Consider the following 17,409-nt stretch of genomic DNA (forward strand, 5'->3'; position numbering starts at 1 on the left):
GCTGGAAGGGGGCTGAAGAAGCGGCCCCTTTATTTTTTTGCCTTGAAGTGGACCACTGCGGAATAGAACAGTCTGCCTTTATCATCTAAATGCATCTGGTGGGACACATGGTGGACTGATAGCATGATTGCTTTATTGATTTCAATTTGCTTATTGATTTTTTGTTCCAGAGATTTCAGGTCGACCGCTTCAAAAAATTCAACCTTGTCTTCTATTAGTTCAAACTGGAAGTTCATAGATTCCATTCCCCTTTCGTATTCAACTTATCGACACAAATAAAATAGCAAATTCTCTATAAAAATGATACATTTTTTGATAAATTAAAACGATAGGCATATTTCCGGTACTACCACCGAATTCTAGTAAGTAAGCGTTTTTTACATAGGAGAGATTAAATATGACAAGAAAGTTATTTTATAATGGCACAATTATTACCGGTAATACAAACAATGAAGTTTTTACGAACGGTGCCATTGGCGTTGAAGGAGATAAAATCATCTATGTGGGCACTACGCCTGATGATCTTGCTTCTTATGATGAAAAAATAGATTTAAAAGGGAATATCCTGCTCCCGGGCCTCGTCAATACGCATGGACACACGCCAATGTCATTGCTGAGAGGCTATGCGGATGATTTGCATTTACAGACATGGCTGGAGGACAAAATTTGGCCGCTTGAAGCCCAATATACACCGGAGCATGCAAAATGGGGTGCAAAGCTATCCATTCTTGAAATGATTCGCACAGGTACTACCACATTTGTTGATATGTATGACAATATGAACGAAATCGCCAAGGCTGTTGAGGAAGCAGGCATTCGTGGAGTTCTGTGCCGCGGTATAATCGGCTTTGGTTCAGAGGAGCTTCGACAGAGCAAGCTTAAAGAAGCAGCAGATTTTGCGAAGAGCTGGAATAACGGTGCAAATGGGAGGATCACGACGATGCTGTCACCGCATTCCCCATATACCTGCTCACCAGAGTATATCACTCAGATCATTGACAAAGCGGTTGAGCTGAATGTTCCATTGCATACGCATATGTCAGAAACGAAATTCGAAGTAGACAAGAATATCGAGGAATATGGTGCTACACCGGTGCGTCATCTAGAGAAGCTTGGATTCTTTGACCTCCCTTCGCTTGTTGCCCATGCGGTCCATGTGAATGACGAGGATATTCAAATCCTGGCCGAAAAAGACGTCAAAGTATCACATAACATCATCAGCAACCTTAAATTGGGCAGCGGAATTGCACCAGTTAGCAAAATGCTGGAAAAGGGAGTCACCGTCAGCCTTGGTACAGACAGTGTTGCTTCTAACAATAACCTCGACTTATTTGAAGAGCTGAAAGCTGCAGCAACTGTCCATAAAGGGCTTGCCCAGGATGCGACGGTCATCACTGCTCAGGAAGCTTTACGGATGGCAACAATCAATGGCGCAGAGTCCCTCTGGCTGGAAGAACGGATTGGATCTCTTGAAGCAGGCAAAGATGCAGATTTCATTGTCGTGAACTCCAATCAGTCATTCTATTATCCTAAGCATAATCCACTATCCCACCTTGTTTATTCTGGCTCAGGACGGGATGTAAAGGATGTCTATGTCCAGGGAAAACAAATCCTGGATAATGGACAATTCAAGACGATTGATGAAGAAAAAGTCCTTTATGAAGCAAATCGAATGTCAAAGCTCCTTTCATAGGATTTTAAAAATAAGTTCGAGGTCTGGAAAGTATAGCGGAAAGCTAAAAACAGAATGTAATAAGAACATTGGAGGTCTCAATAATGAGCAGAATTGGTATTATTGGTGCAATGGATGAAGAAATACAGCATATCCTTGACGCCATGAAAGATTATGATGAAAAAAAGAAAGCAGGCATTACTTTTTATGTCGGCACTTTCAATGGATATGACGTTGTATTGTGTAAATCTGGAGTAGGGAAAGTGAATGCAAGTGTATGTACTCAAATCCTGATCGATGAATTTGCTGCATCACAGATTGTTTTCACAGGAGTAGCGGGTGCAGTGAACCCTGAACTGAAAATAGGCGATATCGTCATTTCCACTGATTGTGTACAGCATGATATGGATGTTCGTGCGTTGGGCTTCAAACTAGGGGAAATCCCTTATACAGAAGTTTCTGTATTTAAAGCAGATGAGAAATTGGTAGACTTGGCCATTTCAGCAAGCAAAGAAATAGTCGAGGACAAGAAAATCGTCAGCGGCAGGATTTTATCAGGCGACCAATTCATCGCCGACCGCGATAAAGTGAAGTTCCTGTATGAGGAGCTCAATGGTTATTGTACAGAAATGGAAGGTGCAGCAGTAGGACAGGTTTGCAGCATGAACAACATCCCATTCGTGATCATCAGGTCAATGTCCGACCAGGCCGATGGCTCAGCAGACGTGAACTTCCTGGAATTCACGAAACTCGCGTCAAAGAATTCGTTTGAAATCGTCAATGAGATGGTCAAGAACTGGAAGCTTTAATTAATCTGAAAAACAAATCTTTTTTTAGCGTGGAAATTATTCCACGCTATTTTTTCTTGAGGGAAAACTTGGGAGGGGCGCAGGTTAGAAAAAAAACCAGTGGGACTCGCTAGCTTTCTGAGAAATAGCCCTAGGTTCGTACAAAATCGCAGGAGGAGCGGTTTCGTTTGTCCAAAGTAGTGGCATGTTCGGACAAAATCCCAGGAAGAGAAGCTGGTTTTTGTCCGAAGTGGTCCTAGGTTCAGACAAAATCACAGCAGAAGCAGGCAGTTATGTCCGAAGCAGCCATAGGTACAGACAAAATCCCAGGAGGAGCCGCCAGTTTTGTCTGAAGTAGCAGCTATGATGCATCCAAATAGAATAGCATAACCTTAAATCACCTCAAATCATATCTCAACTCATTCTTTTTCCAAAAATTACATACATAAAATACGTTTAAAAGATGTTACAGTAGGGTTGTGGTTAAGTCTATTAAAATGCAGGTGATAATGATGAAGGCTAAACAACTCTATGAAAAAATGGTTGATTTCAAACAGTTTGCTACAGTCCTGCTTGCTGTGGGAGTGTTCTTTTATCTAGGCACGATCATTCCGTCTGAAACGAAAGTGATGACAGATATATATATTGCTACTGGAGCTTCCGCTGGATTCCTTGCTGGTTCCATCGTATTCTTTTCTTTCGCCAAAAAATACCGCAATCTGCTGATTGAGTCAGAAGAAGGCCAGGAAATGCTGATGAAGAAATAAACGTCCTTGCGGGGGCGTTTTTTTTGTTGGAATTTGACGAATCTTTTTTTGGAAAAAGTGACCAAAAAAGGTTTACAAACTAATCTGAAGTGGATATACTTACCAATGTGGTTAAATAATTCAAAGGAGGTCGAGTGAAATGATCATGAATGGATACTGGAATAACGCACAATCTTCATATCGCAATACGCATTCGACCGGATCGGACTGGATTATTTAAGCTGTTTTTTGACACTTATACATCCATGGCCGCAGGGAGAATCGTGCCCTGTGGCTTTTTTGTGCCCGTTTTGCCGCAGGGGAGGAATCCTTGCGGCTTTTTGGGGTGGAAATTTAAAGGAGGTGAACTCATCATGACCTTAAATATCTTGTTTTTTACAATTACGATTAACAAACGCCAAATGTCTTTAGAAGAAATTCGCCATAACGAAATGGTTGAAAAAATGGTTGAAGACAATAAAACTCGTCAAACAATGCTGCGCCCGTTTTAATTCATTTGAATAATTAACTAAAGAAAGGTGGAAAGAAAATGATTTATGTAATTCAAAGAAGACTGGCTAGCTTATGGGTGGAGAAGGACACCACCTAACGACGGAGTCGGGAGGTAAATTGTATGTCACTGCATATTTTGCTCTTAACACTAATTTTTAAGAAAAAGAAATCTCATCGTTAACAAAATGTTCACAACCTCTTCCTTTTAGCACCGTCTTTATATGATAAATTTGGTGTAAACACGGGTGAATGCTAAAGGGGTGATAGGCATGTTTTTGATTGTCATGGGATTGGTAATCTGCGGAGCTGTCGGTCTTGTAGTTGCTGCAGAAGTGAGCGTAGAATAGGATGTTCAAAAGGTATCAGCCAATACTGGGTTGATGCCTTTTTTCTTGCTTAAATAGCATAAAAAAGAAACCCGGGGTAGCCTCCCCGGGTTTTCGTTATTGCCCTTTATTCTTCTTCTTTTCTTTCTCCGCCCGATAAAACTCATGGAACATCTTCATCAATGCCCTTTTCTCGATCCTGGATACATAACTTCTTGAAATGCCGAGTTCTTTGGCAATTTCACGCTGTGTTTTTTCCTTTTTCAAATCAAGACCAAAGCGGCCAACGATGACCTCTTTTTCACGTTCATCGAGGACATCGATATATTCTTTTACTTTTTCAAGCTCCATATTGAGTTGGATGGTATCAATGACATCTTCTGATTCGGACTTCAGGACATCGATCAGTGAAATTTCATTTCCTTCTTTGTCCTGGCCGATTGGATCGTGTAAGGATACATCCTTCTTGGTTTTCTTCAATGCTCGCAAATGCATGAGGATTTCATTTTCAATACATCTGGCAGCATAGGTTGCCAGTTTGGTGCCTTTGCCTTCCGAATAGCTCTCGATAGCCTTGATCAGGCCGATTGTTCCAATGGAAATCAAATCCTCTGAATCCTCGCCGGTGTTTTCGAATTTTTTCACGATATGTGCGACAAGTCTCAGGTTGTGCTCAATCAGCATGTTTCTGGCGTGTGGGTCGCCATTGGCCATTAACCTTAAGTACTTTCGCTCATCAGCTGCAGATAACGGTTGAGGAAATGCATTGTTTTTTACATACGAAACAAGAAGGATCACTTCTTTAACTAAGTACCCGAGTGCTGTAAGTATGCCCGACATGTTTCCACCCCCGCTTTTTTAGGCTTTCGCCTATAATAAATTCCTATGTCTGAAGGGGGACGATTGTGTCTGTCCTTATAAATATTTTATGTTGGAAATTTAAGGGATATTATAGTTCGGAAGAATCAAGAGTTAATTCTATGGACACCTTGTTTTGTCACTTTTTGGACTAAGAACGTTCACATAAAAGAAACAGACATAGATATGGGGGTATGGGTATAATTCAAGTGTAAGGTAAATCATTCGATTTCATTAGGAGGAAATAAATTATGGAACAGCAAGCCCCATCTTTAGCCGTTATTTTATTATCTGAGGATCTTGAAAAGTTACACGCTGGTGCATTGGTAGGATCGGTTGCTTCAATGTCAGGCATGACTGTGAATGTATTCGTCACAATGAACGCATTGAAATCCTTCCGCAAAGACAGCTTTGATAGCACTGATTTCATCACTGGAACGATTGGCAAGGAAATGCTGGCAAAGAAAATTCCATTATTCGATTCACTTTTACAGGAAGGAAAGGATATGGGAGAACTTAACATTTACGGTTGCGCATTAGCAATGGACATCATGGATTGGCAAGAAGAAGACATGATCGATGTGTTCGATGGAGTGATCGGGGTTACAAAATTCCTGGGAATGACTCAAGGAGCAACAGTTATTACGATGTAAGCTGCATAAAGGGAAAAAGTGAAACGGCGTGCAGGCCTTTCAACCATTTCCCATTCATGCAAAATGAAAAAATCTTCTCTTATTCTAACATAAAACTTAACTATACAGGAGGAAAAAATCATGAGTGAAGTACAAGTGACTAAATCAATCGATGCAAGAGGGGCATATTGCCCGGGACCACTAATGGAATTGGTAAAAGGAATCAAAACAGCACAAGTTGGAGATGTGGTAGAAGTACTTTCCACTGATAAAGGCTCAGCAGTTGATATTCCTGAATGGGTCAATAAAATGGGCCACGAAATTGCCTACCTCGAGAATGAAGGCGATGAATTCAAGATCGCAGTTAAAAAGGTAAAGTAAAAGATTGCTGTTTATTCAGTAACAGCCTTCATCAAAGAAACCAATAAAGAGGTGTGGACCAAATGACAAAGAAAATTGTGGTTCTTGGGGCCGGCAGCGCGGGTACAATGGTCGCAAACAGATTAGCCCGCCAGCTTGGGGAAGAGATAAAGAAGCGTGAAGTCGAAGTGACTTTGATTTCCAATACAGAAAAGCATATCTACCAGCCAGGATACTTATTCATCGCTTTCAATGAAAAGCCATCAGAGCACTTCATCAGGAAACAGGAAACACTCGTTCATCGACATGTGAACCTTGTGTATGATGACGTTGAGAAAATCGACGTCGAAAAGAAGACAGTCAAAGGGAAGAAGCAGTATCAGTATGACTATCTTGTCATCGCAACCGGATCACATCCTGATTTCGATAGTGTACCTGGTTTAAAAGAGGGAGCGCATAACTTCTATACACTGGATGGTGCTGAACGTCTGCGCGAAGATCTTGCAGCGATGGAAAAAGGAAGAATCCTGATCACCATCGATGTGCCTCATAAATGTCCAGCTGCTCCGCTTGAGCTGGCATTGATGCTGGATGACTATTACCGCAAGAATGGCCGTCGCAAGGATATTGAAATTAAATACGCTTATCCTATCGGCCGTATTCACTCACTAGTACCAGTTGCTGAGTGGGGATTGCCACAGTTTGAGAAGCGTGATATCAAATATGAAACATTCTTCAATCTTGAAGAAGTGGATCCAAAACGCAAGGTTGCGATTACGATGGACGGCTCTGAACACGAATATGACATGCTTATTACGATCCCGGCACATACTGGCGCAAAAGCAGTGATTGATTCAGGTATTGGAGATGAGTCCGGTTTCATTCCGACGAATCGTACAACTTTGAAAATGATTGGCCAGGATGATGTATATGTAATTGGCGATGCGACGAACCTTCCAATCAGCAAAGCTGGTTCAACAGCACACTATCAGTCTGAATCGTTAGTTGCCAACATCATTAGCAGATTGACTGGACGACCGGAAACTGCTGTCTACAATGGCAAGGTAGCTTGCTTCCTTGAAAACAGCCTTGAAGATGCCAGCATGATTACATTCGATTACAATAACCCGCCGCAGCCAGCAGAAACGTCTGACCTGCTTCACTGGTTCAAAGCAGTATACAATGAGCTTTACTGGTTAAATGCCAAAGGGATTTTATAGAAGGGGTGGTTGAGATGGCTACAGAAACACCTCAAGCTCAACAAAATGCTCAACATAAAATCGTCAGCTTCACAGATGCAGCCATGAATGCGGTGACCGGGGAAATGGTCTCGTCGATTGCCGAAACAGGCGTAAAGATGGTCGAGATGGCCGATGATCTGCTTCAGCCTGAAACACTTTCCTTATTAAAGACCCTTCCTGAGGTGGCTGAGAACCTCGAGCGTACTTTGATGGAAGTGAAACGCATGGAAGAAACAGGTGTCTTGAAATCTTTGATGCAGCTTGCGGATATGGCAGCTGCCATGAAGGGTGCGATGACTGGCCCGATGGTGACCGATATGGCTGAGAAGGCAATTAAAGGCGTAGAACTTGCCGATTCCTTCGTCCAGCTGGGAGCCATTGACCTGGTAGATGGAATTCTTGCTGCTTTCCATCATGCTCAAGAGGAAACAAAGGATAAAGAACCGTTGTCATCCATGCAGCTTATGAAGGCTGTCACACAGAAAGAAACTAGGGAAGGCATGACATTAATGATCTCCTTCCTGCAAAACCTGCCTAAACAATTAAATAAATAGAAAAGGAGAGGGGACTTCCCTTCTCCTTTTTTCATTATTATTATAGGCTGTTTGGTTTTGATAATCGCTTTTCGTACATGTCCTAGAATAGAAGGTAAAAAGAGCCTTACTTATAAAGTATATCGTTTTTCATCTCTGTCAGTTTTGCAAGGACTTCATTGATGTCTTGTTCCGAGACATCGAATTCCCTGAGGCTGGCAGCCAGGTGGTTGGCGATTGCACCAAAGTGCTCGTCATTCAGGTTCATCCCTTTATGTGCGAGCTCCATGCTTCTTCCAGAATATTGGTTAGGTCCCCCTAACGCCCAGCTTATAAACAGAGATTGGTGCCGGCGCTGTTTTTCCATGTCGGTTTCCTTGAAAAACTTGTTCACTGTTTCATCAGCCAAAACCTTTTCGTAAAACACATCCACTACTTTTGAAATGGCATCCTGTCCGCCCAGGCGATCATATAAAGTTTCCAAAAGTTAATCCTCCTGTCTAAAAGATAACGTCTCTATTATCTCTCTATAACCAATAGATTATGAACGAAACCTCAAGAGGAGGAAACTAATCTTAATTTATCCATTTATAGCCTACGCCCCAAACGGTAGACAGATAATCGTCCGCCGCAAAACCAGCTTTGCGGAGTTTATCCCGGAGGTTCCTGACGTGTGAATCGATCGTCCGGTCTTCGGTATCGACACCATAGCCCCATATAGTGGAGATTAAATGTTCTCTTGTGAAGACTTTATTGACGTTTTGCAGGAAAAGGCTGAGAAGGGCAAATTCCTTTGGGGTAAGAGGAATTAATGTGCCATTGAACTGAACATCATAGGAATCTATGTTCAGTTTTAATCCATTGAAAGAGAGCAGAGGGCTTTTACTATTTTGTCTCCTCAGTACTGCCTCAATCCTTGCAACCAATTCACCTTCATCAAATGGTTTGGTGATATAGTCATCGGCACCGGTTTTCAAGCCACGCACAATGTCAGGCTTCTCACTCCGGGCAGTAAGCATGATGACGGGAATATCCCAATGTTTGCGAATTTCATTGCATGTCTCCCAGCCATCCATCTCAGGCATCATGACATCAAGCAAGACAAGATCTGCAGTGTAGTCCTCAAGAAAGCTGATGGCTTCGGTACCAGAATTTTTTTTGATGCATTTATATCCTAATGGTGTTAAATACAGCGCAAGCAAATCAAGCATACGCGTTTCATCATCTACTAACAGAATCGTAGCCATTTCAAAACTCCTTGCAAAATGATTGTTAAGTTCATCCTACATGAAAAGTAAGGAAAAACTGTGCATATATAACGAGTTTTACATAAAATTTTTGAAAAGGTCCGCGAAAAGCCCAAACCAAAATGGACAGATCCCCATAAAGTAATAACAGGATACAGTAAAGGAGTGTGAAAGTATGCCTTACGGTTACTATCCACCATACGGTGCCCCTTATGGAGGTTATCCGGGTTATTACGGCGGAAGTGGTGTATGGTTTGCGCTGTTCATCATCCTGCTGGTCATCGTCCTGATTTTTGGCGGATGGTGGTATTTTTACAGTTAGAAGGTTCAAAGGTTTATCCTGAAAAGGGGTAAACCTTTATTCTTGATTCTGCCCATATATCCCCCATTTCGAATCATTTAATATTCTGGTCAAGGCCATCACTATAGAAGCCCAAAACAACAGATTCGGAAAAATATCCGAAAAAATAGAAATTTTAGAAAAATAACATTATAATAATATGATAGAAAAAAAGGGGGATAATCAATGTCGAATACATACTCAGAAGTCTGGGACCTAGACGTATTTTTTGAAGGAGGAAGTGCTTCTCCGGAATTTGCTGCACATCTAAAGGAAGCAGGAGTGGAAATCGAGCAATTTAAAAAGGAAGTTGAAAACTGGCAGCCTGCTGACCAAGAAAGCGAGAGAACCAGACTGGAGAGCCTCGTAGGAATGTTTGATAATGCGGCAAGGAAGGTAAGGCAGGCAGGAGCTTTTGTCAGCTGTTTGCATGCTCAAAATACAAACGATAAGAAGGCTGGACAATTAAAGGCAGCTGTCACTGAACTTAGTGCGTCCTTGCAGACAGCACTTACCAAATTTGATCAGAAGCTATCCGGTTTTTCGGATTCTGTCTGGAGTGAGCTTGTCCAGGAAGGGCTTTTACAGGAACTTCGTTTTGTGCTTACAGAACGTCGCGAACGGGCAGCGGAAAGGCTTTCCGAAAAAGAAGAATCGGTCATCAATGCATTGAGTGTGGATGGCTATCATGGCTGGGGGCAAATGTACGACCTTCTAGTTGGCAACACGAAAATCGATTTTAACGGCGAAAGTCTATCTGTAGGACAGGCAGCCAATAAGCTTTCTAATGCTGACCGATCTGTTAGGAAAGAGGTTTTTGCTCAATGGGAAAAAGCATGGGGAGAGAATGAGGAAGCTTTTGCGAAGACACTTAACCATCTTGCAGGCTTTCGCTTGAATGTCTATAAGCTCCGCGGCTGGGAAGCTGTATTGAAAGAGCCGCTAGACATAAATAGGATGAAAAAAGAAACACTCGATGCCATGTGGGAGGTTATTTCCGACAATAAGGAGCCATTTGTTCAGTTCCTGAACCGCAAAGCAAAGCTGCTTGGACTGGACAAACTGAGTTGGTTCGATTTAGATGCACCGATTGGCAGCACCGAATCGAAAATGTCCTATCAGGAAGGTGCAGATTTCATCGTCGATAACTTTGAACAATTTGGCAAGGAGAATGCTGACTTTGCGAGAATGGCGTTTGAAAACAATTGGATTGAGGCAGAGGATCGTCCTGGTAAGGCTCCAGGCGGATTCCACACTTTCTTCCCGGAGAGCAGCCAATCGCGGATTTTCATGACGTACTCAGGCACTCCATCCAATGTTTCTACACTTGCCCATGAGCTTGGACATGGTTTCCACACCTATGCCATGCGCGATTTGCACTTGCTTAATCGTAATTATGCGATGAATGTTGCTGAAACCGCCTCTACTTTCGCTGAAATGATTGTTTCCGATGCTTCTGTCAAGAACGCGAAAACAAAAGATGAGAAGCTGAGTCTGTTGGAAGATAAAATTCAACGTTCGGTAGCGCTTCTGATGAATATTCACTCAAGGTTCCTGTTTGAGACGAAATTCTATGAAGAACGCAAAGAGGGAGTTGTCACCGCAGAAAGGCTGGGAGAATTGATGAAGAATGCCCAGACAGAAGCATATGGTGGTGCACTGGATGAGTATCACCCATTATTTTGGGCTTCAAAGCTGCACTTCTTTATCACGGGAGTACCTTTTTACAACTTCCCGTATACCTTCGGTTATTTATTTTCACTAGGGATTTATGCGCTGGCACAGGAAGAAGGCAAGGGGTACGAAGAGAAATATATTGCTCTATTGAAGGACTCCGCTTCTATGACAGTTGAGGATCTTGCCCAAAAGCATCTGAACGTCGATCTGACGAAAAAGGAGTTCTGGGAAAAAGCTGTCCGTATGTGCGTGGAGGATGTCGAGGAATTTATCGCCTTGATTGAGGAGTAATCAGCTTGCCAGGGATGTAACATCAGTTTTCATGTTCCAATTTCTAAAAACGTACGAAAACCCAGCCATGAGGCTGGGTTTTTATACTTTTCTCAGCTTGAAGGGACTGACCATCAACAGACTGAGAGCCATCATTATGAACAGGAATGTTTGAGGAGGAACGTGAGGAATGGCCAGGAAGCTCAGTGTTGCCAGCACTCCTGCTGCAGTAATCGGCAATCCTGTGAAATACCCTGTATTCTCGGTTATATTGAATCGTGCAAGGCGGAAGGCCCCGCAGCCTATATAGAAAACGATAAAGAAGGCTCCAGGTGCGCCAAAATCGGATAAGATGCCCTGATAGATTAAAAGTGCGGGCGCAACGCCGAATGATATAATATCACTCATTGAATCTAACTGCTTTCCAAGTTCAGATTCAATGTTGAGTTTTCTTGCGACCATGCCATCAAAACGATCGGCCAGGGCGGCTATGAAGATCAGCAAGAGGCTTAAATTCAGATTGCCGTTAATGGCAAAAATGATGGCAAATCCGCCCAAAGAAAGATTTGCCAATGTGAGCAGATTGGCTGTCTGGGATTTTACTTTCTTGACAGTTGTGTCAAGTACACCATGAAGAAACATATAGATTTCACTCCTCATAATCGGAAAGGGAACTAGCACATTGGGTTATTATATAATAATATATAATTCTAAGCTGATTATGCTTTTTCGTAAAGATTTCTTTTTGATACTTTTCGAAATGTTTGATGTATTTCGGAAAATAAAAACACATTTTCGGGTGCGACCATAGATGAAATCGGAGGTATGAACATTGTTGCAATCCATATATCGTATTCTTATAGAATTGACGAATGGGAAATGGACTTCTGCCATTTTGCATAAATTCGCAAAATCCAAAAGCAGTAAAAGAATTATTCCTTCCTTTGCCAAAACGTATAACATCAATCAGGAAGAAATGGAAAAGCCTATCGGGGAATATGAAAGTCTTCATCATTTTTTCATCAGGAATCTGAAAGAGGGAGCAAGGCAAATAGATCAGGATCCTCTGTCAGTCGTTAGTCCAGTTGATTCAGTAATCGAAGAGGTGGGCGAAATTGCAGCTGATAAAACCATTACGGTAAAAGGAAAGGTTTATTCCATCTCCGAAATGCTGGGCAATGATGATGCGATGGCAAGATATGAGCAGGGAACTTATATGATTTTTTACCTGAGTCCAAGCCATTACCATCAAATTCATAGCCCGGTGAATGGAGAGGTAACCAATCAATGGACTTTGGGATTGAAGTCATACCCCGTAAATAAAATGGGGTTGAAGTATGGAAACTACCCATTGTCTAAAAACTACCGGAAAATTACTGAGATCAGGCATAATGCTGGCATGGCAGCTGTCATTAAAGTAGGAGCCATGTTTGTCAATTCGATTGAAACAACACATGAAGGATCGAAGCTGGACAAAGGTGATCAAATGGCATACTTCACCTTCGGCTCGACTGTAGTATTGCTGTTCGAAAAAGGTACGATTAACCTGATGCCGGAAATAGCTCCTCCCTATCCTATTAGGTATGGTGAAAAAATCGGCACATTAATGGGACAAGGCTGAAGACTGAAGGGCACAGGCTGAATCTGTGCCCTTCACCAATGTTAATAAGTTCTTATTGCAAAAAAAAAGCCCTTTTAGGGGGCTGTCAGGATGAGGCTTTAATTCGGTTAGATAATGAACGCCGGTGGATTTCGGTTTCAATCAAACGAATAAACTCATAGCTTAAATTCAATTCTCTTGCTTTAAAATATGACTCGATCAACAGCTCGTCCGACAGTTTACGCATTCCAGTCATTCACCCCCAAAAAGGTTATACTAAAACAGATGTTAATTGCATATAATTGTAAGTTGTTTTGTTCTACCCTTACTCTATCAGAATGAAACTTGGAGAACAACTGTTCTAATTATCCACATACAGCGGTGGATAACCTGTGATTAATTTGTTTATAAATGGGAAATTAGTAATAGAATCAATGTGTATTTTGTGCATAAGGTTATCCACAGGGCTGGAAAAGCCTGGATTTTGTCGAAAAGTTTTTTGGGATATTTTAAAAAAGTTCAAATTTAAAGCGAATTGAGTTTGGTTTTATCGACCAATAGAGAGGTTTTGTTTTTAATTTATCTACATTTAAATGTTTGTTTTGAATACGAGGATAAAATTGGGTATGATGTTAACGGTATGATAGGAATTTAATTAATGAGGTGTAATGAAATTGCTAAAGCATTTTTTGCCCGATCAGCATGTGAAAAATATTTTTGAAATCACCCCCGAAAGCCTGCATGAAAAAGGTGTGAAGGGTATCATCACTGACCTTGACAATACACTCGTTGAGTGGGATCGTCCCTATGCGACGCCGATGCTTATTGAGTGGTTTGATAATATGAGGAAAAATGAAATACTCGTAACAATTGTTTCAAATAATAATGAGAAAAGAGTAAAGGCATTTTCGGATCCTTTGCAAATTCCATTTATCTTTCAAGCGAGAAAACCGATGACCCGTGCGTTTAATAAAGCATTAAAAGAAATGGGATTGCGCAAAGAAGACACGGTTGTAATAGGTGACCAGCTTTTAACCGATGTACTTGGCGGCAACAGAAGCGGTTTCCATACTATTCTTGTTGTTCCTGTTGCGCAGACAGATGGGTTTGTGACTAGATTCAACAGGAAAGTGGAAAGAAGAATATTAAATTGGTTCAGGAAAAAAGGAAAGCTGAATTGGGAGGACTAAGATTTGAGTGAGCAAATAAACTGTACAGGCTGTGGCGTCATCATCCAGACAGAGAATCCAGAGGAATTAGGCTATGCTCCAGCTTCTTCATTGGAAAAAGAGGTGGTTGTCTGCCAGAGATGCTTCCGTTTGAAGAATTATAATGAAATACAGGATGTAAGCCTGACGGATGACGATTTTTTAAAGATATTGAATGAACTAGGCAGCAGGGATGCCTTGATTGTCAAGATTGTCGATATCTTCGACTTCAATGGGAGCTGGCTGCCTGGTATCCATCGTTTTGCCGGGAAAAACCCGGTATTACTAATCGGCAATAAGGCTGATCTCGTACCTAAATCAGTCAAACAGCAAAAACTGATTGACTGGATGAAAAAGGAATCAAGGGAATTGGGGCTCAATCCGATTGATGTATTCCTCGTCAGTGCAGCAAGAGGCTTCAATATAAGGGAATCAGCTGCGGCGATAGACGAATACCGTAATGGCAAAGATGTTTATATTGTCGGCTGTACAAATGTAGGGAAATCTACTTTTATCAATAGGATCATCAAGGAAGTGACAGGCGAAGGTGATATAATCACTACTTCACACTTTCCTGGAACGACCCTTGATATGATTGAAATTCCGCTCGAGGATGGCAAGGCGATTGTCGATACACCAGGTATCATCAATCACCATCAGATGGCACACTACGTGGATAAGCGGGATTTGAAGTTCATCACGCCTAAAAAAGAAATCAAGCCGAAGGTGTATCAACTGAATGAACAGCAGACTTTGTTTTTCGGCGGACTGGCCCGATTCGATTACATCTCGGGAGGCAGAAGATCTTTCTCCTGCTATGTCCCGAATGAAATAAACATTCATCGGACAAAGCTTGAAAATGCTGATGAGCTGTATAAAAATCATGCCGGGGAGCTTCTGACTCCTCCACGCCGTGAGCAAATGGACGAGTTCCCTGAACTTGTCCGCCATGAGTTTACCATCAAGGAAGCCAAAACAGATGTTGTTTTCTCAGGTTTGGGCTGGGTAACGGTCAACGATGCAGGCGCGAAAATTGCCGCGCATGTCCCTAAAGGCGTCAATGTGATGCTGAGAAGGTCACTTATATAGGAACCAAATTTAAAGAGGAAGGGCGGGAGATGAAATGAAAAAATTATTCGGTGTCATTGGCGATCCGATTGCGCATTCGATGTCTCCTGCCATGCACAATGATTTATTTGAGCTTTATGGAATCAATGCCGTTTATCTGCCTTTCCATGTGAGCAAAGAAAATCTTGAGGCTGCAGTTAAGGGGTTGAAAGCGCTTGGTGTGAGTGGATTCAATGTGACCATTCCGCATAAGACAGAGATCATCCCGCACCTTGATAAAGTTGATCCATTAGCAAGGGCAATCGGAGCGGTCAATACAGTCAAGAATGAAAATGGCCTCCTGGTAGGTTTTAATACGGATGGTCCTGGATTCGTTAAAGGGCTTGAATACTTGGCTGCTGACCTTGGTTCAAGGTCAGCTTTGATTATTGGTGCGGGCGGTGCTGCAAGAGCTATTTATTTCTCAATGGCACAGGCCGGTATTGAAAAGATTGACCTTTACAATCGGACTGCTGAAAAAGCGAAAGAGCTTGTCGGCTCTTGTCCATACGAGGTCGAATCCAAAGTTATTGATAAGGAAACAGCTGAAAAGTCACTGGCCGATTATCAGCTGATCATCCAGACAACTTCAATCGGGATGGTGCCTGATACAGAAAGTTTGCCGCTTTTACCGGAAAACTTAAAGCAGAATACGATCGTTAGTGATATAATTTATAATCCATTGCAAACAAAGTTTTTAAAAGAAGCGGCCAAAAGGGGCGCCGCCGTCCAGAATGGTGTTGGAATGTTCGTTTTCCAGGGGGCGCTTGCTTTTGAAATATGGACAGGGATATTCCCCGATATCGAAAGAATGGAAGCAAATGTTTTAAGAAATTTAGGAGGTTAACATATGTTAACAGGTAAGCAGAAACGTTTTTTAAGATCGAAAGCCCATCATCTTACGCCAATTTTTTAAGTTGGTAAAGGTGGGGTAAATGAGAATATGGTCAAACAAATTGCTGACGTGCTAGAAGCAAGAGAGCTGATCAAGGTGAGTATCCTCCAAAATTGTGATGAGGATAAGGATACTGTGGCTGTACAGTTGTCTCGCGGTGCGAAGGCAGAGCTTGTCCAGGTAATCGGAAACACCATTGTTTTATATAAAGAGTCTCGTGAAAATAAGCAAATCGTTCTTCCAAGATAAAGACTGGGAGGTGCCTGTTTGAAGAAAGTTGGCATTTTAGGCGGAACCTTCAACCCGCCGCATACCGGACATTTAGTGATTGCGAATGAAGTGCAGCATGCCTATGGACTGGATGAGGTTTGGTTCATGCCGAATCAGGTGCCGCCTCATAAAACAGTGGATGAGCCCATCAGCCAATCAGACAGGCTGGCTATGCTCGAGCTTGCCATTGCTGATAACAAGCAATTCAGAATTGAAAAAGCAGAACTCGAGAGAAGCGGCCCATCTTACACGTATGAAACGATGAAAATATTGAAAGATATGTATAAAGAAATTGATTTTCATTTTATCATTGGCGGCGACATGGTTGAATATCTGCCCAAATGGCATAAAATTGATGAATTAGTGAGAATGGTCAAGTTTGTGGGAGTCAGCCGGCCTTCATACAGCACTGAATCATCTTATGATATTCTTTACGCAGAGACACCGCAGATGGATATCTCATCTAGTATGATCAGAGAAAGAGTAAAAGGCGGCAAAAGTATTCGCTATCTGCTGCCCGATGCGGTGAGGGTTTATATAGAGGAGCATGGTTTATATGGAACGTGAACAAGCGCTTCAAATTGTGAAGCTGCAACTAACTGAACATCGCTACCAGCATACTCTTGGTGTGATGGAGACAGCCATCAAGCTTGCAGGGAAATATGGAGCAGATATAAAGAAAGCGGAAATGGCTGCTATTTTTCATGACTACGCAAAATTCCGCCCAAAGGATGAAATGAGGCGGATCATCGAAGAACAAAAAATGCCTGCAATCCTGCTTGAGTTTAACAGCGAGCTATGGCATGCCCCGGTAGGAGCCTACCTTGCAGAAAAAGAAGCTGGTATTGACGACAAAGAAGTTCTTGATGCAATCCGTTATCACACATCAGGAAGGATCGGCATGTCGCTCCTGGATAAAGTCATCTATCTGGCCGATTATATTGAACCTGGCCGACATTTTCCAGGTGTCGATGAAGTCAGGAAAATGGCAGAAGAAGATCTGGACAGCGCATTGGTCCAATCAATGAAAAATACGATCCAATTTTTAATGAAGAAAAACCAGCCGGTCTATCCGGATACATTCAATGCATACAACAGCATCGTACAAAATTCAGGAGGTTGATTT

The 17,409-nt window shown here is 42.1% G+C and carries 22 protein-coding genes and 1 pseudogene; 17 read left to right on the top strand and 6 right to left on the bottom strand.

Features of this window, described 5'->3' with window-relative positions; all coding sequences use genetic code 11:
- Positions 1-29 precede the first annotated feature (29 nt).
- Positions 30-236: a YrzA family protein gene (locus AB5I83_RS00940; RefSeq protein ID WP_167831645.1), complete on the bottom strand. Its 207-nt coding sequence runs from the start codon at positions 234-236 to the stop codon at positions 30-32.
- A gap of 161 nt (positions 237-397) precedes the next feature.
- Here AB5I83_RS00940 and AB5I83_RS00945 point away from each other — a divergent pair, with 161 nt between their 5' ends.
- The 4 genes from AB5I83_RS00945 (at position 398) to AB5I83_RS00960 (ending at position 3,718) form a co-directional block, all read left to right on the top strand.
- Positions 398-1,693 (top strand): amidohydrolase family protein, encoded by a 1,296-nt coding sequence (locus AB5I83_RS00945; RefSeq protein ID WP_448972177.1) that lies wholly within the window; start codon positions 398-400, stop codon positions 1,691-1,693.
- A gap of 83 nt (positions 1,694-1,776) precedes the next feature.
- Positions 1,777-2,481: a 5'-methylthioadenosine/adenosylhomocysteine nucleosidase gene (locus AB5I83_RS00950; protein ID WP_448972178.1), complete on the top strand. Its 705-nt coding sequence runs from the start codon at positions 1,777-1,779 to the stop codon at positions 2,479-2,481.
- A gap of 488 nt (positions 2,482-2,969) precedes the next feature.
- Positions 2,970-3,227, top strand: a complete 258-nt coding sequence (locus AB5I83_RS00955) for a YrhC family protein (RefSeq protein ID WP_448972179.1) — start codon at positions 2,970-2,972, stop codon at positions 3,225-3,227.
- 149 nt (positions 3,228-3,376) lie between these two features.
- Complete coding sequence (locus AB5I83_RS00960; protein WP_448972180.1) at positions 3,377-3,718, top strand: YrzI family small protein; 342 nt, start codon at positions 3,377-3,379, stop codon at positions 3,716-3,718.
- 444 nt (positions 3,719-4,162) lie between these two features.
- Here the strand turns inward: AB5I83_RS00960 and sigK are convergent, their stop codons facing one another.
- Positions 4,163-4,885: an RNA polymerase sporulation sigma factor SigK gene (sigK, locus tag AB5I83_RS00965; protein ID WP_023627218.1), complete on the bottom strand. Its 723-nt coding sequence runs from the start codon at positions 4,883-4,885 to the stop codon at positions 4,163-4,165.
- A 269-nt stretch (positions 4,886-5,154) separates the two neighbouring features.
- Between sigK and AB5I83_RS00970 the strand changes: the two genes are divergently transcribed.
- The 4 genes from AB5I83_RS00970 to AB5I83_RS00985 all read left to right on the top strand — a co-directional run bounded on the left by AB5I83_RS00970 (position 5,155) and on the right by AB5I83_RS00985 (position 7,690).
- Positions 5,155-5,556 (top strand): DsrE/DsrF/DrsH-like family protein, encoded by a 402-nt coding sequence (locus AB5I83_RS00970; RefSeq protein ID WP_448972181.1) that lies wholly within the window; start codon positions 5,155-5,157, stop codon positions 5,554-5,556.
- A gap of 120 nt (positions 5,557-5,676) precedes the next feature.
- Positions 5,677-5,916: a sulfurtransferase TusA family protein gene (locus AB5I83_RS00975; protein ID WP_023627220.1), complete on the top strand. Its 240-nt coding sequence runs from the start codon at positions 5,677-5,679 to the stop codon at positions 5,914-5,916.
- A 62-nt stretch (positions 5,917-5,978) separates the two neighbouring features.
- Positions 5,979-7,115 (top strand): NAD(P)/FAD-dependent oxidoreductase, encoded by a 1,137-nt coding sequence (locus AB5I83_RS00980; RefSeq protein WP_448972182.1) that lies wholly within the window; start codon positions 5,979-5,981, stop codon positions 7,113-7,115.
- Between the two features lie 14 nt (positions 7,116-7,129).
- Entirely contained in the window at positions 7,130-7,690 is a 561-nt protein-coding gene (locus tag AB5I83_RS00985; protein ID WP_448972184.1) for a DUF1641 domain-containing protein, read from the top strand.
- A gap of 106 nt (positions 7,691-7,796) precedes the next feature.
- Here the strand turns inward: AB5I83_RS00985 and AB5I83_RS00990 are convergent, their stop codons facing one another.
- Both AB5I83_RS00990 and AB5I83_RS00995 read right to left on the bottom strand, forming a co-directional pair.
- Positions 7,797-8,153, bottom strand: a complete 357-nt coding sequence (locus AB5I83_RS00990; RefSeq protein WP_167831639.1) for a group I truncated hemoglobin — start codon at positions 8,151-8,153, stop codon at positions 7,797-7,799.
- A gap of 91 nt (positions 8,154-8,244) precedes the next feature.
- Positions 8,245-8,916: a response regulator transcription factor gene (locus AB5I83_RS00995; RefSeq protein WP_448972187.1), complete on the bottom strand. Its 672-nt coding sequence runs from the start codon at positions 8,914-8,916 to the stop codon at positions 8,245-8,247.
- A 175-nt stretch (positions 8,917-9,091) separates the two neighbouring features.
- On the opposite strand from AB5I83_RS00995, the gene AB5I83_RS01000 reads away from it, so the two are divergent.
- Together AB5I83_RS01000 and AB5I83_RS01005 are read left to right on the top strand one after the other, a co-directional pair.
- Positions 9,092-9,238: a hypothetical protein gene (locus tag AB5I83_RS01000; protein ID WP_167831637.1), complete on the top strand. Its 147-nt coding sequence runs from the start codon at positions 9,092-9,094 to the stop codon at positions 9,236-9,238.
- Positions 9,239-9,442: 204 nt separating this feature from the next.
- Positions 9,443-11,224, top strand: coding sequence for a M3 family oligoendopeptidase (locus AB5I83_RS01005; protein ID WP_448972189.1), 1,782 nt, complete (start codon positions 9,443-9,445; stop codon positions 11,222-11,224).
- 81 nt (positions 11,225-11,305) lie between these two features.
- Here the strand turns inward: AB5I83_RS01005 and pssA are convergent, their stop codons facing one another.
- The gene (gene pssA / locus AB5I83_RS01010) at positions 11,306-11,845 is read right to left on the bottom strand and encodes a CDP-diacylglycerol--serine O-phosphatidyltransferase (RefSeq protein ID WP_448972191.1); all 540 of its coding nucleotides are present in this window, start codon (positions 11,843-11,845) and stop codon (positions 11,306-11,308) included.
- A 190-nt stretch (positions 11,846-12,035) separates the two neighbouring features.
- Here pssA and AB5I83_RS01015 point away from each other — a divergent pair, with 190 nt between their 5' ends.
- Positions 12,036-12,824, top strand: coding sequence for a phosphatidylserine decarboxylase (locus AB5I83_RS01015; protein ID WP_448972193.1), 789 nt, complete (start codon positions 12,036-12,038; stop codon positions 12,822-12,824).
- Between the two features lie 85 nt (positions 12,825-12,909).
- Here the strand turns inward: AB5I83_RS01015 and sda are convergent, their stop codons facing one another.
- Positions 12,910-13,050 carry a sporulation histidine kinase inhibitor Sda gene (gene sda, locus AB5I83_RS01020; RefSeq protein WP_102265137.1) on the bottom strand — a complete coding sequence of 47 codons (141 nt, stop codon included), beginning with the start codon at positions 13,048-13,050 and terminating at the stop codon, positions 12,910-12,912.
- A gap of 421 nt (positions 13,051-13,471) precedes the next feature.
- On the opposite strand from sda, the gene AB5I83_RS01025 reads away from it, so the two are divergent.
- The 6 genes and pseudogenes from AB5I83_RS01025 (at position 13,472) to yqeK (ending at position 17,406) form a co-directional block, all read left to right on the top strand.
- The gene (locus AB5I83_RS01025) at positions 13,472-13,993 is read left to right on the top strand and encodes a YqeG family HAD IIIA-type phosphatase (RefSeq protein ID WP_448972195.1); all 522 of its coding nucleotides are present in this window, start codon (positions 13,472-13,474) and stop codon (positions 13,991-13,993) included.
- 3 nt (positions 13,994-13,996) lie between these two features.
- Positions 13,997-15,100 carry a ribosome biogenesis GTPase YqeH gene (gene yqeH / locus AB5I83_RS01030; RefSeq protein WP_448972197.1) on the top strand — a complete coding sequence of 368 codons (1,104 nt, stop codon included), beginning with the start codon at positions 13,997-13,999 and terminating at the stop codon, positions 15,098-15,100.
- Positions 15,101-15,134: 34 nt separating this feature from the next.
- A complete protein-coding gene (aroE, locus tag AB5I83_RS01035) occupies positions 15,135-15,965 on the top strand; it encodes a shikimate dehydrogenase (RefSeq protein WP_448972199.1) in 831 nt (276 codons plus the stop codon).
- A gap of 3 nt (positions 15,966-15,968) precedes the next feature.
- Positions 15,969-16,262 (top strand): annotated as a pseudogene (yhbY, locus tag AB5I83_RS01040) (ribosome assembly RNA-binding protein YhbY).
- An 18-nt stretch (positions 16,263-16,280) separates the two neighbouring features.
- Positions 16,281-16,850 carry a nicotinate-nucleotide adenylyltransferase gene (locus AB5I83_RS01045; protein ID WP_226646701.1) on the top strand — a complete coding sequence of 190 codons (570 nt, stop codon included), beginning with the start codon at positions 16,281-16,283 and terminating at the stop codon, positions 16,848-16,850.
- Entirely contained in the window at positions 16,840-17,406 is a 567-nt protein-coding gene (gene yqeK, locus AB5I83_RS01050) for a bis(5'-nucleosyl)-tetraphosphatase (symmetrical) YqeK (RefSeq protein ID WP_448972201.1), read from the top strand. The genes AB5I83_RS01045 and yqeK overlap by 11 nt, the downstream gene beginning before the upstream one ends.
- Positions 17,407-17,409: the final 3 nt, after the last annotated feature.

The organism is Mesobacillus sp. LC4, from assembly GCF_053543455.1.

Excerpts from the sequence above, each read along its gene's own strand:
- AB5I83_RS00960 (WP_448972180.1), top strand. The coding sequence starts at position 3,377 with ATGGATACTGGAATAACGCACAATCTTCATATCGCAATACGCATTCGA.
- AB5I83_RS00945 (WP_448972177.1), top strand. The coding sequence starts at position 398 with ATGACAAGAAAGTTATTTTATAATGGCACAATTATTACCGGTAATACA.
- AB5I83_RS00995 (WP_448972187.1), bottom strand. The coding sequence starts at position 8,916 with ATGGCTACGATTCTGTTAGTAGATGATGAAACGCGTATGCTTGATTTG.
- AB5I83_RS00940 (WP_167831645.1), bottom strand. The coding sequence starts at position 236 with ATGAACTTCCAGTTTGAACTAATAGAAGACAAGGTTGAATTTTTTGAA.
- sda (WP_102265137.1), bottom strand. The coding sequence starts at position 13,050 with ATGCGTAAACTGTCGGACGAGCTGTTGATCGAGTCATATTTTAAAGCA.
- sigK (WP_023627218.1), bottom strand. The coding sequence starts at position 4,885 with ATGTCGGGCATACTTACAGCACTCGGGTACTTAGTTAAAGAAGTGATC.
- AB5I83_RS00980 (WP_448972182.1), top strand. The coding sequence starts at position 5,979 with ATGACAAAGAAAATTGTGGTTCTTGGGGCCGGCAGCGCGGGTACAATG.
- AB5I83_RS00985 (WP_448972184.1), top strand. The coding sequence starts at position 7,130 with ATGGCTACAGAAACACCTCAAGCTCAACAAAATGCTCAACATAAAATC.
- AB5I83_RS00955 (WP_448972179.1), top strand. The coding sequence starts at position 2,970 with ATGATGAAGGCTAAACAACTCTATGAAAAAATGGTTGATTTCAAACAG.
- pssA (WP_448972191.1), bottom strand. The coding sequence starts at position 11,845 with ATGTTTCTTCATGGTGTACTTGACACAACTGTCAAGAAAGTAAAATCC.
- AB5I83_RS01025 (WP_448972195.1), top strand. The coding sequence starts at position 13,472 with ATGAAATTGCTAAAGCATTTTTTGCCCGATCAGCATGTGAAAAATATT.
- AB5I83_RS00970 (WP_448972181.1), top strand. The coding sequence starts at position 5,155 with ATGGAACAGCAAGCCCCATCTTTAGCCGTTATTTTATTATCTGAGGAT.
- aroE (WP_448972199.1), top strand. The coding sequence starts at position 15,135 with ATGAAAAAATTATTCGGTGTCATTGGCGATCCGATTGCGCATTCGATG.
- AB5I83_RS01000 (WP_167831637.1), top strand. The coding sequence starts at position 9,092 with ATGCCTTACGGTTACTATCCACCATACGGTGCCCCTTATGGAGGTTAT.
- AB5I83_RS00950 (WP_448972178.1), top strand. The coding sequence starts at position 1,777 with ATGAGCAGAATTGGTATTATTGGTGCAATGGATGAAGAAATACAGCAT.
- yqeK (WP_448972201.1), top strand. The coding sequence starts at position 16,840 with ATGGAACGTGAACAAGCGCTTCAAATTGTGAAGCTGCAACTAACTGAA.
- AB5I83_RS00975 (WP_023627220.1), top strand. The coding sequence starts at position 5,677 with ATGAGTGAAGTACAAGTGACTAAATCAATCGATGCAAGAGGGGCATAT.
- AB5I83_RS01005 (WP_448972189.1), top strand. The coding sequence starts at position 9,443 with ATGTCGAATACATACTCAGAAGTCTGGGACCTAGACGTATTTTTTGAA.